This window comes from Isobaculum melis, assembly GCF_900111355.1.
GTDB lineage: Bacteria > Bacillota > Bacilli > Lactobacillales > Carnobacteriaceae > Isobaculum > Isobaculum melis.
On the sequence record NZ_FOHA01000009.1, the window covers coordinates 17,744 to 31,904 of the forward strand.

A 14,161-nucleotide genomic window follows, 5' to 3' on the forward strand; every position below is an offset into this window, starting at 1 on the left:
GCAAAAGAAAGCGAGAACATGCTATAATGGAGTCTGAAAATTCAAGTGTTGGGAGATTTTAATGTGCAAGCAGATGACCGTAAACAAATGGAACAAAATCATTTAAATCAGATGTATCAAAAATTAGTCACTTATCAAACAACTCTGGAGCAAACCCTTAGTAAGCTAAAAGCAGAGGATTTCCAAACAGAGAAAATCGCCTATCATGCTGGTGCAGAGGATGCTTTTGATAATTTATCTGAAATTCAGCAGCAAAATAATGACTTACGTGCAAGGGATATGCGTCTCTCTCAATTAGAAGATAGCCTCCAAAAAACAACAGACTTACTTCATCATGCTTATTTTGGAAAAATTGAGATGACAGAGCAGGATACAACTGAGGTGGAATCCATTTATATCGGAAATGCGACCTTTTTTGATGAGCAGCAAAATATCTTAATTTATGATTGGCGTGCGCCTATTTGTAGCTTATATTATGAAAAAGCTGTTGGTCAGGCTTTTTATCAAACACCAAATGGTCCTGTAGAAGCGACTTTACTATTAAAGCGCAATATCAATGTGAAAGAGGACAAGGTGCTCTCTATTTATGATATTGATGAAGATTTGGAACAGTTAAAAGCTGTCTTAGATCATCAGCCGGCGCAATATATGCGTCCTATTATCGCTACCATTCAAAAGGAACAAAATGAGATTATTCGTGATTTGAAGCATCCTTTTATTTTGGTACAGGGTTGTGCGGGTAGTGGTAAAACGGCCATTATTTTACAGCGCATTGCTTTCTTACTTTATCAAAATAAAAATGCCTTAAAAAATGACGATATTCTATTGTTTTCACCCAATGATTTCTTTAGTCAGTATATCTCACAGGTACTTCCTTCATTAGGGGAAAGTGAGTTGCAACAAATGACTTATCGTAAATTTGTTAGACAGCAACTGAAACGATATAAGATTACAAGAAATAGTGCCTTAGATATTCAGCAACAGCCAGCTGTATTAGCTAGTTTAGCGCCTTATGTTGAAGCCTTAACTGCTGATCAAATCATCTTTAAACCGATTTTAATTGGAGAGGCGACACTTTTCTCAAAAAATGATTTAAAAATGATTTTTGATACGACTTCTAAAGAGTTGACGATTTATCAAAGATTTATTCATTTTAAAGAGCTGCTATATAAAAAATCTGAGCATAAAATTCGAAAAATCATGCGCTCGCCTTTGATGGAAAGTGAAATTCAAATGTTGTCTCATCAAACATATAAGCAAATTGCCGGCCATAAAGAATTTAAGTCTTATAATGAAGAAAAAGAATTTCTAGCGCGCTTTTTAAAACGCAAAGAAATTAAGCAAGCCATGCAAGCAATTGAACAAGCAGATTTTATTGATTTTGGGACACAATATCTCAATTATTTGGCGGAAAATTTCCCAGCTTGCTTAGCAGAAAAACAAGCACAATTTGCCGCACAGTTGATTGCTGAAACAGATGCTACTTTTACACTCTATTTAAAAGTTTTAATGACAGGTATTGAGTTGCCTAAAAACTATCAACATATTTTTATTGATGAGGTGCAAGACCTTTCTGTATCACAGATGTGTTTATTATTCGCCATTTTTAAACGCAGTAAATTTACCTTAGTTGGGGACAAAAACCAGGCAATTCATCAGCTTGAAAATCATATTTTCTTCCATCAGGAAATTTTACCTCAAGGGGAGAAATTTAAAGAATATCAGTTAAATATTAGTTATCGTTCAACAAAGCAGATTACAAATTTCACAAAATACTTGTTGCAAAATCCTACAGCTGTTACCCCTTTTGAAAGAGAAGGTTCATTACCTAAGGTCCAGCAGTATCAAGCAGAGGATTCATGGAAACAGGTATTACTAGCCACACTAACCAAGCAAATGGAAACCCATAGTTCCATTGCTTTGATTGCCAAAACAAAAGCTGAAGCTCAAGCTTTATTTGATGCGTTAGCAACAACTTCTTTAAAAGATGAAATCGAGCAAGTGAAGAAAAAGCAAAAAATGTTTGAAAAACCGATTACAATTTTATCCATTATTCAAGCAAAAGGATTAGAGTTTGATGCTGTAGTAGTAGCAAACGCGTCTGAGGCTGATTATCACAATGAAAAGGATCGTCTCTTACTTTATACGGCTTGCTCTAGAGCTAGGCAGCAATTGACACTTTTCATCTGTGGAAAGGAAACGACTTTTTTACAACAGGTTCCTGAGCAGTATTTTCAATTGGTAGAAGAGTAAAAAAGGAGCACCCTCATCAAGGTGCTCCTTTTTTATTTATTCCGCTTTTAATTTTTGATAAACCGTTAATTGCTTTTCTGATGCTGAGATCAGCTTGAAGCCTTGCTTCAATAGTAACTGTTGAGATGCTCTATTTTCTTGCTCAACTTCAGCAATTATTTCTTTTAGCTGTAACTGGTTAAACGCAATCTCAGATAAGGTTTTAAGCATTTCAGTACCAAACCCTTGGCGGAAACAGGTTTGAGCTAATTCATAGCCTATTTCTGTTGTGCCTGTTTCCCAATTGATTTCATTAAAACCACAGCTACCAATCATTTGCCCTTGATAAAAAACACCATATCGAACAGCTTCATTTCGTTGAAGGCTTGCTTCAAAAAAGGCAATCATTGCTTCGGCCTGAGTTATTTCCTTAAAAGGTTCAATATTCATAAATTTTGTGACAAGAGGATCTGACCAGATTTGATAAGCTGCGACTGCATCCTTTTGTTGTAAAGCAGTAAAAGTTAAGCGGTCTGAATGTCTATTGTTAGGAATCATGTGTTTGCTCCTTTTTCATTTCTTTAAAGATTTTCTTTAAGGCTTTTTTCGAGCCTCTTTCAATATCATGCGTTAATTTTCTTTCTGTATAGCTGGTAAATAATGTCTCTAAGTCATAATCTATTGGATAGAGTGTTGTTGCTGGTAGCAAGCGCTTCAATCGTTTAGGAAGAATTTCATGCATCTCTCCATTACAGAAGACGGTAATGGTTTGCTTTAAAGGATGCTGCTCATAAACAAGTCCTTCTTCTTGGGCATCTAAAAGGAGCACCTTATCTCCTTTTTGATAATTGACTTGTTTTGTAGATGATTCCTCCCTCTGCTGTGGCTGACTTTTTTTGCTTGAAAAGTTTTTTTTCGTTAAATCATAGTCTTTATTGGCAATATAAGCCTGCGCTTTTTCAATAACAGCTGGTTTTAAAGCCATTTTTTTAGCAATCCATAAAGCATTGCTATCTCCAGATTTGCCAATAATCAGCTGATAAAGTGGTGTCAGTGTTTCTTGATTAAAGGCCATCGCTGCATTCATAAAGTCTGGATGCTGTTCTGAATAGCGTTTAATCTCTCCATAATGGGTTGTGGCTACAATCAGACAGCCTTTTTGGTAAAATTCTTCTAGGATTGCAATGGCTAAGCCTGCCCCTTCGTTAGGCTCTGTTCCGCTCCCAATCTCATCAAAGAGAACAAGACTATTTTTGGTTGCTTTTTGCATCATTAAGGCAATATTTTGAATATGGGAGGAGAAGGTACTTAAAGCATTTTCTAAGCTTTGACTATCTCCAATATCAATTAAAATCTGGTCAAATAACGCGATTTCTGAACCTTGTGCTACAGGTAATTGGATACCATACATACTCATCATTGCGAGTAAGCCAACGGTTTTTAAGACAACTGTTTTTCCTCCTGCATTTGGGCCAGTAATAATCAGACCACGATAAGCTGTACCTATAGAAAAGTTAAGCGGTACCGCTGCTTTTCCTAGTAATGGATGCTTGGCTTGAATGAGTTTGATGCGACCCTCACGATTTAATTTTGGTGTAACCCCTTGAATACTTCTGCTATATTTTGCCCTTGCAAAAATCATATCATATTCTGCAATGACTTCAATATTTAACTTTATTTGAGTTAAACACTCTAATAGCATCCCTGATAATGTTGCTAGAATCTGATAAATTTCAGTGCTTTCTTCCATTTGTAACAGGTAGCGTTCATCATTCAGCTTCGTCACACTTGTTGGTTCCATAAAAACGGTGGTTCCTTTTGTTGAGGTTTCAATGATTGTTCCTTCTATTTGATTTTTATAAGAGGCTTTAATTGGAATCGTAAAGCGCTGATTTTTTTGACTCACAAAAAATTCTTGAATTTTTGGTTGATTGGTCTTATTTTTTAGAAATTTATTTAATCGCTCTTCTATTTTCGTTTCATTTTCGTTAATGAGTCTGCGTACTTTCCCTAGATTACGACTGGCCTCTGATGCTACTTGTCCATTTTTAATGGCTTGATAAATAGCGTCTTCAATGTTGATAAACTCATTGATTGAGCGGGCATATAACGCAAGACTTGGTGCAATGTCCTCATGTTTTTCCATAAATCGTCTAATCATCCGGCCACTTCTAAGGAAATCAGCACATTCTACTAAATCCCCCGCCTCTAAAATCATCCCTTTTTCTAGTTGTGAAAATAGATGATCAATCGTCGTTAAACCCATAAATGGCATCGTTAATTTGGCTTCTAAAATAGTTCTCGCCTCTTTGGTTTCTTGGTAACGATGTGAGACCACTTTGACATTGCTACTAGCGGTTAATCGATCAAAGCGATTTTTACCTAAGCTGCTTACACAATAGCTTTTTACGATTTCTTTGACTTCTTTTAATTGCATTTTTTCATTTACTTCAGTTATCATTTTTTTTGCTCCCTGTTTTTTTAATTGACAGAAAACCCAACATCCATTAGCGTAATGGACAAAAGAATATTAAAAAAAGCTGCAGGAATACTCCTACAGCTTAAACAGTCACTTTTTCAAAATTGAATAATAGCTACTTATCTACATAGCTATCTTGGAAGTGTTTTGTCATGTCGGAATTTTCATAGGTACACGAAATAAACTACCCTAAAGGTATCCTTATTTCACTGTATTTAGTTGCCTATTAAACGCCGATTTCACTCACAAAATGCACCCCTATTGTTAAGTCGTCCATATAGAACGCTAATTCACTATTAGATTAACGAATTTTATTTGATTTGTCAATAAAGTGGCTTTTTTATCACTTTTCAGATAAGTTTGCTAGAAATTTCTGACGTTTTATTTGTGTGATTCCTTTTACATTTCCAACATGTAGCCATTTCATTTTTTTGATGCCCATATCTTTAAGTGTCCCTTTCATTAGGATATTTTTGACATAATTTCCTTTAAAATAGCGTAAATACCATTTTGGAGAAGTTGCAGTTGTGATAATAGTGGCTTTTTTTATTTGAGTCAGTTGACCAACTAAACCTAATTTTCCTTCTTCATATGAAAAATGATTGAGCATGACTTTATCAAAAAAACCTTTTAATATGGCTGGTATTTCATACCACCAAATAGGGAATAAAATAATTAACTCTGTTGTTTCAGTTAGTATCTGTTGGTATTTTTGAACCAATGGATCTTTCCCTTCTCCTTTTGCATAGACTGCTAATTCATGTTTTGCTAGGACTGGATTAAACTCATCCTCATATAAATCAATGACAGTATAGTCTTTCCCTTGCTTTGTTAAGTCTATTTTTATCTTATCTAAAATCGCGTGATTGTAACTTCCTTCCCACGGATGTGCATAAATAATAGTTGTTTGCACGATTTTTCATTCTCCTTTTTGGCTGATTTCTGTATAAATGGTTGCAATTTTTTGGTTTATTTTTGGACGCTGTTGTTCATCATTCGTGGCCATAAGCTGCGGTTTCATAGAAGTCATTAAATCTAAAACTAGTGTTAACTGTTTGATTTTCTCATGGATTGCTTTTTCTTTATGTCCAAGTAGTCCATCCATTTCAGCAATACAAGCTGCTTCAAGTGGTGTTTCGTCTAATTGTAGTAATCGTTTGATTTCTTCAATAGTGAAGCCAATATATTTCATGACTTTGATATATTTTATTTTTAAAACATCTGCTTCAGTAAAATAGCGGTAATGATTTTCTCCTCTTTGTGGTACCAACAAGCCTACACGTTCATAATAACGAATGGTGGAGACAGGGAGTGCTACTTTTTGCGCTAGCTTTTTAATTGTATACATTTTAGTTATTTCCTTTCTCTCGTCGACAAACAAAGTATAACATTGCACTTGAGTGTAAGGTCAAGGCAATTAAAAAGATACATTTACTTTTCTTGTTTATTTTCAGAACATTTCAATATCTTTCATTCTCAAAAAATATTATACTGTATCTATCAAAATAAGATAAAAGAAATGAGGAATTGCTACTATGACACAAGATTTTTGGCTAAAAAATGTCCGCACTGAAATTGGCTTCCATCAAAATGAAGCCTATGTTGACAGAACGGATACAAAAATGATTCATTTGCATATTAAGGATGGCGTTTTTTCTGAAATGATTGAAGATGCTACTCTCATTCCAAAAAATAGTCAACAAATAGATGGTGGGGGGCAACTTTTAACGCCTGCTCTTGTTGAAAAGCATTGTCACTTAGATAAAAGTAAATTGGGTGTTCCTTGGGAACCTATCATGCCTGCTAAAAATATTGTTGAACGTTTTGAGTCTGAAATTGTTGCATTAAATCAACTCGCTTTACCATTAAAGCAACGTGCAAAGAATTTATTAAATTTGGAAGTACAACATGGTGTGACCTTTTTCCGCTCGCATATTGATATTCACCCTAAGGTCGGGCTCTCTTATTTAGAACAAGTAATGGATACATTAAATGATTATGATAAAAAGATTGGCTATGAACTTGTCGCCTTTCCACAACATGGTTTATTACGCACACACAGTCAACAACTGATGAAGGATGCTTTACGGAATGGTGCAACCTTTGTCGGCGGTGTTGATCCAGCAACTGTAGATGATGATTTAGAAGGTTCTTTAATGACCACTTTTGATCTTGCGACCGAGTTTAATGCACCGATTGATATTCATCTGCATAACCGGGATGATGCAGGTAGAGAAACCATTCGTCGGATCATTCAGCTAACTGAAGCAAGTCAATTAGAAGGCAAGGTTTTTATGAGTCATGCTTTTGGTTTAAATGATTTTCAAGGCGAAGAACGCCAAGAGGTATTTACTGCTTTAGCACGTCAAAATATCGGGATTGTTTCAAGTGTGCCTCTTACACCAAATACGATGCCACCATTAATGGAACTGAAAAGTTATGGGGTCAAGGTGCATTTAGGCTGTGACAATATTTATGATTCTTGGTCGCCTTATGGTACAGGTAATCTTTCAGATAAGTTGGCTAGATTTGGTGAAATGAGTGGGCTTACTTCTCAAACTCAATTAACACAGGCTTTAGGACTTGTTACGAATCACCAAACAGCTCTTGATGAACAAGGGAATATTAGCTGGCCTAAAGTTGGCGATGATGCTACTTTCTTATTAACAACTGCTAGCTGTTCTGCCGAATTTGTAGCGAGACAGATACCTGTCACCTTGTCTTATCATAAAGGGAATCAGATTTTATAATATTTCCCAGGAAATGACAAAAGGGATAACAATGTGGATTGTTATCCCTTTATTTTTTATTAATTCATCATTTCACGATGAATTAATAAAAAATCTTCTTGCGGAATCTCAAAATGACCAAATCTAAACTGATAGCCATATTTACTTTTATCAGTGATAAAGCTTAGCTCCTCTAACACTTCCTTGATTGGTAGAAAGGAAGTATTGGGTAAAAAGACCATGTTTCTTCTAAATGGAATAAAATCTGGCGTCATTTGAAATGGATAAACCTCTTCGTCAACCACTTCTCCAATTGCTGTAAAAGCACGTAAAGGCTCTTTACCAGAAAAAGCAACTTTAGGGCTATAATAAACCATCCAGTCTCCTTTTTTCATCCGTTTTAAAGGTATTGATTTCCCATGACAAACCTGACAGAAATTTCCATCCATTCCTTTTTGAATATGATCATATGAAGCAACTCCAACCCAATATTTTGTCATTATTTTTCACCAAATGAATAGGCCGCTAGCTGTCTTAAATTGGTTTTAAAGCTTTCTTGTTCTGCCTCTAAACAAGCAAAATAGTGTGCATCAATTGTTTCAACTATTGGTAAAGCTTTTGTTAACATATGATGACCTTCAGTTGTTAATTCAATCGCTTTTGCCCTCGTATCCGTCGCATGTGTTCTACGGATAATCCACCCTTTTTTATCTAATAAAGTTAAAATTTGTGAAGTTGTCATAACATCCATCTCAGCTAAAGTTGCAATCATCACTTGTGTGACTTCTTCATCATGCTGACTTAGATAGCCTAAAGAAGCCATCACAACAAATTGTGGATGCGTTAAATCAATTTTTTTCAACTGTTTCTTGATTTCCGTATGCCAATTATTGTAGGCTTTGATAAATAATAACCCTGGTGATTCTGTTGCATTTAACTGATTTTTTGATGGAAAATTCATGCAATCCCAACCTTTTCTTTTAATAAATAAACAGCATGAGGCACATCTGAAAAGATCTGACTCAAGACATCAATCGTTTTTGTATTTTCTGGCGCATTAAATAATCTAACAGTATGCTGAATAAAAAGCTTTCCTTCTTCTTCTAACATTTCGTGTCCAAAAGTGATACTTCCTAATCCAGGAATATCTGTTTGATTCCAAAATTCTTGATAAGGAATAACAGAAGTTAGTCTGAAAGCCATTTCTGGCTGTCCCACAAGTTTCATTTTACCATAAGTTCCTGTTTCAAATGCACCATCAATTGAAATATTTTCTAAATTTTCTTCCCAAAAAAACCACTTTTCTACCTCACTGTAATATGACCAAAGTGTTTCCTTCGTGCCTGCTACTTCCATTTTAAAACGACATTCCATTTTCATCACCCTTTTCGTAAGTATACTTATAATATATATGCTTATATTTTAAAAATCAAGTATTAAAATCATAAAATGTTATAATAATAAAAAAACAAGAAATGAGGCTGGTTATGAGACTCGAAAGATTGATGCAAATTGTGTTTATTTTATTGAATCGTAGAAAAGTAACAGCAACTGAATTAGCACAGCATTTTCAAGTTTCAGCACGAACTATTTATCGGGATATTGATGCCCTCTCCTTAGCAGGATTTCCTGTTTTTGCAATTCAAGGAACAAATGGTGGCTATCAATTAATTGATAATTATGGGATGGATTTGAATTTTTTCAAACCTGATGATTTTCAAGTAATGATGCAGATGTCCGCTAGCATGGCTACACTTTATCAAGATCAAGAGGCTCAAGAAATGATGGACAAAATGGCCGTTGTGAATCCTCAAAAAACAGAACAAATTGCAGATTTTTCTTATTTAGATGCACGAAATAAAGAAAAACGATTTTTATTACAACAAAGTATTCTTCAACATCAAGTAGTTTGCTTTTCCTATGCAAAGAAGGAATGTGCGGAGGAGAGAATAGTCAAGCCACTACAGTTGTTTTTTCATCATCTTTACTGGTATGTATATGGATTTTGTACAGAGAAAAATGATTACCGAGTCTTTAAATTAGCTCGGATTTTTAATTTAGAGATTACGGATGAAGTCTTTACAGATGATTTTACTCAAACTGCTGGTAATAAGCAGTTTAATCAATGGTTAATCAATATGGGGGACAACCGGACTTATCATGAGCTGAGATTATTATTTCCAAAAGAAAAATTTCAAGAAGTCTATGATCATTTTCCCGATACAGCTATTTCAAGAACGACTGATGGCAAGATTTTAGTAGAAATGAACTATCCTGATGAAGCATGGGTTCATAAAATGATACTTGGTTTTGAAGATCAAGTTGAAGTGCTTGCACCTCTTTCTCTAAAGAAGACACTGGCAAATAAAGTAAAAAAGATGTATCTGCATTATTATTCTGAACCTGACAACTAGTTGTCAGGTTTTATGGGATATACTGATCGTATCAAGTCAAAGGAGTGAAGCAAATGAAATTATATGTCATTAATCGTGTGAGAACAAATAACTTTAACGATGCAAAGATTGGTGAAAAAATTAGGGGCTTATGGCAAGAAATTGCAATGATGCCTGAGCTAGCAAATGAAACAAAATATGGTATTTATTCAGATTATGAAAGCAATTATGAAGGTGACTATACTTGTTCGATTGCTACAGAGAAAGAAGTTTCAACAGCTGTTATATTTGATACAGATGGGCAACATTATCAAAAATTTCCAGTTACGGACAATGATGTGACTGGGACTTGGGCCATGATTTGGCAGCTGGAAAGTAAGGGACAATTAAATCGCACCTATACATTTGACTTTGAACGCTATACAGTAGATGGTCAAATTGAGATTTGGATTGCAGTTAATGTTAAGTAAAGAAAGCAAAGAAAAAGCGCTGATTTTAATCAATCAACGCTTTTTTCTAAATGTAAAATAGGAAATGGGCGACCTGCATCATCAGTTTCTGAGCGAGATACTACCTCAAATCCTTTATATAAGTAAAATTCCTTCGCTTGTTGGTTGTCTTCATTGACATCAATCAAGCAAATATGATATTGCTGTACCATTTTAGCGAACAACTGACCACCATAGCCTTTTCCAATCGCATTGTCCGCGATAAACAGCATTTCTAATTTTTTTTGTTGTTCTCCTGCAAAACCAATGATTTGATTATTAACAATTGCAACAACAACATGGATTGCATCAAAATAACTAGGTAATACTGCTTTAATTTCCATAATATCTGCTTCTGATAAAAAATGATGTGTTTTCCGAACAGAACCTTCCCAAAGCTGAATGAGTGTTGGATAATCTTCTCTTATCTTATCTCTTATTTCCATGTAAATCCCCCATATTACTTTGATAACAATTTTTTGACGCTTATTTAAATAACAAGCATGTCCCCTGTATGAAGTGCCGAAAGCTTTGCTCCTAGCACTTCTTCAGCCACTGATACCCTTTATCTCCTGTGCAATGACACGAATAAATTTTATCAATTGGCATCTCTTGTAAGTCAGTTGCTATTTGATGAATTTCTTCCTGTGATTTTGAAACAGTATTGATAATTGGTATTTTAATCAAGTGAAAGCCACCAATTAAAGCTTTTATTCTTTGATTTGGAAACTGCTCAAGCACCATCGATGCAATGTTTACAATGCCATTATGGCTACACCCACTGACCACAACCAGCCCACCTTTTTCTTCAATAATTAAAACCATTTCATGCTGAAAGTCATCTAATACTTTTTGCTCGCCTTTAAACAAATTCCCAGGATTTTCTTGGCTTGATCCTTCTAATGAAAGTAACCAGACATGAGGAAGTAATTGCTTTAATTGCTGCACATATCGAAATCGCTCAGCATAGGCTGCAGCAATTTCTTTTTTCATCCCAACAAAATGAAAATGCCCAGCCACCTTTAACCAATGCTTCTCCATCGCTTTTTCATTCAAATAAATAGGGGTATTCTGGTTTACCTCTGCTAAATATTTCAAGCCACCAATATGATCTGAATGACCATGAGATAAGATAATTGCTTCTAGACTTCCAAAAGAAAGCCCCATTTTTTCTGCATTATTGAGATAAGCTTTTGAAGGGCCTACATCAAATAATAACTTCCCCTCATTTGTTTCAAGTAAAATCGATAAACCATGCCTTGCTTGTAAGCTTGCATCAGATTTTTTATTTTCTAGTAACATATGTAATTGCATCGCATAAACCTCCTCAGCTAGCTTTGCTTCTTTATAGGTAGCTTACCATAATTTCTCAAAAAAATAAGAAATATTTTAGACATTATTTTTTTATCATCCCCTTAATTTTTATTTACTGCTTGTTTCTTTATGCTAACAGTCTCAATAAATAAACGAATCTAAATTTCTTAGCTAGATTTTAAATTAGAAAAGAGCTCAATCGTATCTATTTTCTTGCTTAATTTTGATTAAATGGTCTTAAATATTACTCGATATTTTTTACCCATATCCACATTTAATATTTGTTAATATCTTTACCTTTCGACCCAAATTTTTATATTCTTCTAAACCCAGGAGAATCTATTCACAAAAAAAAGATTGACAAACATTTTAAAAAAAGCACAGAAATATGAAACCCAAAAAAACAAAAAACATCTCCGTTCTTTCTTGTTGAATCTAAATATTATCATGATATAATTAAAAAGAATAGAAAAGGAGTGTAAAAAATGAAAAGATTAAAACAAAAAGAAAGACAATCTGACGATCAACATAAAATGATCATCAAACGCTTGTCAACAATATTTGTCTGTGGTATTTTACTGACAAACTTGCTTACTACGACATCATTTGCACAAAATCAAACAGAAGAGACTACCTCTATAAATCAAACAGCTGATTCATCCAACGTTGAAGTTCCGAATGTAGAAGCTAAAAATCCAGTTGTAGCCAATAAGCTTTCAACAGAAGAAAATCAATCTCAGTTACAAACAGATTCTCTTAGTACAGTAAATGTTTTATCAACTAATAGTGAGGAGACGGACATTACCACTGGAGACGATACAGCACAATCTGACCCCATAGTCGTTGGACAGACTTTTGATTGGGATGGCTTAACCCTCACTTTAACAGAAGACGGCGTATTACATATCCCAGGCGGTTCAATTACAGATCCTACACCCCTTCATACAGTTGATCTAGCCTTTCCTAGAAAAGTGCAGACGATTCAATTTGAAGGTGACTTAACCATTAATGGAGATGCTACCTTTCTTTTTGGCAGTCTCAGTGAATTGACTCAGTTTGTTAATTTATCAAAGCTGAATACCTCTAATGTGACAAGTATGCGTCACATGTTTCGTGAATTGAGAAAAATGACTACACTAGATCTTAGTAGTTTCGATACCTCTAATGTGACGACGATGTCCTCTATGTTTGATTATGATGATGCTTTAACGAGCTTAAATGTTAGCAGTTTTGATACCTCTAATGTGACAAATATGGGCTTTATGTTTTCAGGGACTGACAATTTATCGCAGCTCGATTTATCAAATTTTAATACAAATAATGTGACTTATATGAGTGCAATGTTTCAATTCTCTGGTATAGAAGAGCTAGATATTAGCCACTTTAATACTGACAAAGTGACAACAATGGACTTTATGTTTTCAAATACGCGTCATTTAAAGAGCTTAGACTTAAAAAACTTTGATACAGCAAAAGTATATGATATGTCTTATATGTTTCAATCTTCTAGTATAAAAAGTTTAGATATCAACAACTTTGATAACGCTTACGCTACAAGTGGTGCACATATTGAAGGTATGTTTACAAATTGTTTTGAATTAGCGACAATAAAAGTTGGTCAAAACTTTAAGTTTGATGCTCTGATGGAACTTCCATTTATCTCTGCCACTGACCGCTATACAGGAAAATGGCAAAATGTAGGGGTCGGAACCGAAGCAATGCCTGAAGGAAAGCAAATATGGTCTTCTAGTGAATTGATGGAAAACTATCATCAATTAACGGATGCAGATACCTATGTTTGGCAAATGAATAGAGCGAAAGATTTGACGGTCAGCTATCAAGATGTGGATGGCAATGACATTGCAGATGCCACAATTGTTCCTGGGAATATCCAAGATACGTATGATGTTTCAACGGATGTCTATCAATTAGCGATTGATGGCTACACATTTAAAGAAATACAAGGTGCAACTCAAGGTCAATTCTCTGATGTTGAACAAGTGGTTACCTTTGTTTATACTAAAGACCCTGTTTCAATTAAAATAGGGACACTTACGATTCAATATCTTGATGCGACTACTGGATTAGAACTACAAGCACCTCTCAGCCAATCAGGCAATGTTGGTACTACCTACACAATTTCTCCAGTAGCAATTAATGGCTATACATTTGCCACAGCACTTTCTGATCCATTAACTGGTCAATACGCTGATGGTGAAACAACAATAACTCTACGTTATCAAGCAAATGATGTCGTAGAAAAAAATGATCCAATAAAAGAAAGCAATGTCGTAGAGTCAGCCAAGCAAGAACAATTAACAAACCCAGAACCAGTAACTAAACCAACTAGCTCAGATCCAAAAGGTACAGATCAGCTTCCTCAAACAGGTGAGTCTGTGACTAGCTGGTTTACAATTGCTGGCTTTGGCCTAATTGCTGTAGCAGTGCTAGCTTGGTTTTACAAACGAAAACAACATACGGAAAAATAAGAAGCACCTATTTCATTCTATATGCTAATCAATTAAA

The 14,161-nt window shown here is 34.9% G+C and carries 14 protein-coding genes; 5 read left to right on the forward strand and 9 right to left on the reverse strand.

Annotated elements, in window-relative coordinates:
- The first annotated feature begins 63 nt into the window (after positions 1–63).
- Positions 64–2,253, forward strand: a complete 2,190-nt coding sequence (locus tag BMW29_RS07945; protein ID WP_092652175.1) for a HelD family protein — start codon at positions 64–66, stop codon at positions 2,251–2,253.
- A gap of 36 nt (positions 2,254–2,289) precedes the next feature.
- On the opposite strand, the gene BMW29_RS07950 is transcribed toward BMW29_RS07945, so the two are convergent.
- The 4 genes from BMW29_RS07950 to BMW29_RS07965 all read right to left on the reverse strand — a co-directional run bounded on the left by BMW29_RS07950 (position 2,290) and on the right by BMW29_RS07965 (position 6,059).
- Entirely contained in the window at positions 2,290–2,790 is a 501-nt protein-coding gene (locus tag BMW29_RS07950; protein ID WP_092652177.1) for a GNAT family N-acetyltransferase, read from the reverse strand.
- The gene (locus tag BMW29_RS07955; protein ID WP_092652179.1) at positions 2,780–4,693 is read right to left on the reverse strand and encodes an endonuclease MutS2; all 1,914 of its coding nucleotides are present in this window, start codon (positions 4,691–4,693) and stop codon (positions 2,780–2,782) included. The genes BMW29_RS07950 and BMW29_RS07955 overlap by 11 nt, the downstream gene beginning before the upstream one ends.
- A gap of 361 nt (positions 4,694–5,054) precedes the next feature.
- Positions 5,055–5,624 carry an NAD(P)H-dependent oxidoreductase gene (locus BMW29_RS07960; RefSeq protein WP_092652181.1) on the reverse strand — a complete coding sequence of 190 codons (570 nt, stop codon included), beginning with the start codon at positions 5,622–5,624 and terminating at the stop codon, positions 5,055–5,057.
- A 6-nt stretch (positions 5,625–5,630) separates the two neighbouring features.
- Entirely contained in the window at positions 5,631–6,059 is a 429-nt protein-coding gene (locus BMW29_RS07965) for a MerR family transcriptional regulator (RefSeq protein WP_092652183.1), read from the reverse strand.
- 187 nt (positions 6,060–6,246) lie between these two features.
- Between BMW29_RS07965 and BMW29_RS07970 the strand changes: the two genes are divergently transcribed.
- The gene (locus BMW29_RS07970) at positions 6,247–7,461 is read left to right on the forward strand and encodes an amidohydrolase (protein ID WP_092652185.1); all 1,215 of its coding nucleotides are present in this window, start codon (positions 6,247–6,249) and stop codon (positions 7,459–7,461) included.
- A gap of 59 nt (positions 7,462–7,520) precedes the next feature.
- Here BMW29_RS07970 and BMW29_RS07975 read toward each other — a convergent pair whose 3' ends face one another.
- From BMW29_RS07975 to BMW29_RS07985, 3 genes are read right to left on the reverse strand one after another with little or no spacing between them, the layout of a single operon-like run.
- Positions 7,521–7,940, reverse strand: coding sequence for an EVE domain-containing protein (locus tag BMW29_RS07975; RefSeq protein WP_092652187.1), 420 nt, complete (start codon positions 7,938–7,940; stop codon positions 7,521–7,523).
- Positions 7,940–8,401: a MarR family winged helix-turn-helix transcriptional regulator gene (locus tag BMW29_RS07980; protein WP_092652189.1), complete on the reverse strand. Its 462-nt coding sequence runs from the start codon at positions 8,399–8,401 to the stop codon at positions 7,940–7,942. The genes BMW29_RS07975 and BMW29_RS07980 overlap by 1 nt, the downstream gene beginning before the upstream one ends.
- The gene (locus BMW29_RS07985; protein ID WP_092652191.1) at positions 8,398–8,814 is read right to left on the reverse strand and encodes an SRPBCC family protein; all 417 of its coding nucleotides are present in this window, start codon (positions 8,812–8,814) and stop codon (positions 8,398–8,400) included. The genes BMW29_RS07980 and BMW29_RS07985 overlap by 4 nt, the downstream gene beginning before the upstream one ends.
- 113 nt (positions 8,815–8,927) lie before the next feature.
- On the opposite strand from BMW29_RS07985, the gene BMW29_RS07990 reads away from it, so the two are divergent.
- Together BMW29_RS07990 and BMW29_RS07995 are read left to right on the forward strand one after the other, a co-directional pair.
- A complete protein-coding gene (locus BMW29_RS07990) occupies positions 8,928–9,854 on the forward strand; it encodes a helix-turn-helix transcriptional regulator (protein WP_177165721.1) in 927 nt (308 codons plus the stop codon).
- A gap of 53 nt (positions 9,855–9,907) precedes the next feature.
- Positions 9,908–10,303: an effector binding domain-containing protein gene (locus BMW29_RS07995; RefSeq protein WP_092652195.1), complete on the forward strand. Its 396-nt coding sequence runs from the start codon at positions 9,908–9,910 to the stop codon at positions 10,301–10,303.
- 29 nt (positions 10,304–10,332) lie between these two features.
- On the opposite strand, the gene BMW29_RS08000 is transcribed toward BMW29_RS07995, so the two are convergent.
- Positions 10,333–10,767 carry a GNAT family N-acetyltransferase gene (locus tag BMW29_RS08000; protein ID WP_092652197.1) on the reverse strand — a complete coding sequence of 145 codons (435 nt, stop codon included), beginning with the start codon at positions 10,765–10,767 and terminating at the stop codon, positions 10,333–10,335.
- Positions 10,768–10,858: 91 nt separating this feature from the next.
- Positions 10,859–11,635, reverse strand: coding sequence for an MBL fold metallo-hydrolase (locus tag BMW29_RS08005; protein ID WP_092652199.1), 777 nt, complete (start codon positions 11,633–11,635; stop codon positions 10,859–10,861).
- A gap of 485 nt (positions 11,636–12,120) precedes the next feature.
- On the opposite strand from BMW29_RS08005, the gene BMW29_RS08010 reads away from it, so the two are divergent.
- Positions 12,121–14,124 carry a BspA family leucine-rich repeat surface protein gene (locus tag BMW29_RS08010; RefSeq protein WP_092652201.1) on the forward strand — a complete coding sequence of 668 codons (2,004 nt, stop codon included), beginning with the start codon at positions 12,121–12,123 and terminating at the stop codon, positions 14,122–14,124.
- Positions 14,125–14,161: the final 37 nt, after the last annotated feature.

Bases quoted from the DNA above. Each gene is read 5' to 3' on its own strand.
- BMW29_RS07950 (WP_092652177.1), bottom strand. From the start codon at position 2,790: ATGATTCCTAACAATAGACATTCAGACCGCTTAACTTTTACTGCTTTA.
- BMW29_RS07990 (WP_177165721.1), top strand. From the start codon at position 8,928: ATGAGACTCGAAAGATTGATGCAAATTGTGTTTATTTTATTGAATCGT.
- BMW29_RS07965 (WP_092652183.1), bottom strand. From the start codon at position 6,059: ATGTATACAATTAAAAAGCTAGCGCAAAAAGTAGCACTCCCTGTCTCC.
- BMW29_RS07970 (WP_092652185.1), top strand. From the start codon at position 6,247: ATGACACAAGATTTTTGGCTAAAAAATGTCCGCACTGAAATTGGCTTC.
- BMW29_RS08000 (WP_092652197.1), bottom strand. From the start codon at position 10,767: ATGGAAATAAGAGATAAGATAAGAGAAGATTATCCAACACTCATTCAG.
- BMW29_RS07980 (WP_092652189.1), bottom strand. From the start codon at position 8,401: ATGAATTTTCCATCAAAAAATCAGTTAAATGCAACAGAATCACCAGGG.
- BMW29_RS08010 (WP_092652201.1), top strand. From the start codon at position 12,121: ATGAAAAGATTAAAACAAAAAGAAAGACAATCTGACGATCAACATAAA.
- BMW29_RS08005 (WP_092652199.1), bottom strand. From the start codon at position 11,635: ATGCAATTACATATGTTACTAGAAAATAAAAAATCTGATGCAAGCTTA.
- BMW29_RS07955 (WP_092652179.1), bottom strand. From the start codon at position 4,693: ATGATAACTGAAGTAAATGAAAAAATGCAATTAAAAGAAGTCAAAGAA.
- BMW29_RS07995 (WP_092652195.1), top strand. From the start codon at position 9,908: ATGAAATTATATGTCATTAATCGTGTGAGAACAAATAACTTTAACGAT.
- BMW29_RS07975 (WP_092652187.1), bottom strand. From the start codon at position 7,940: ATGACAAAATATTGGGTTGGAGTTGCTTCATATGATCATATTCAAAAA.
- BMW29_RS07985 (WP_092652191.1), bottom strand. From the start codon at position 8,814: ATGGAATGTCGTTTTAAAATGGAAGTAGCAGGCACGAAGGAAACACTT.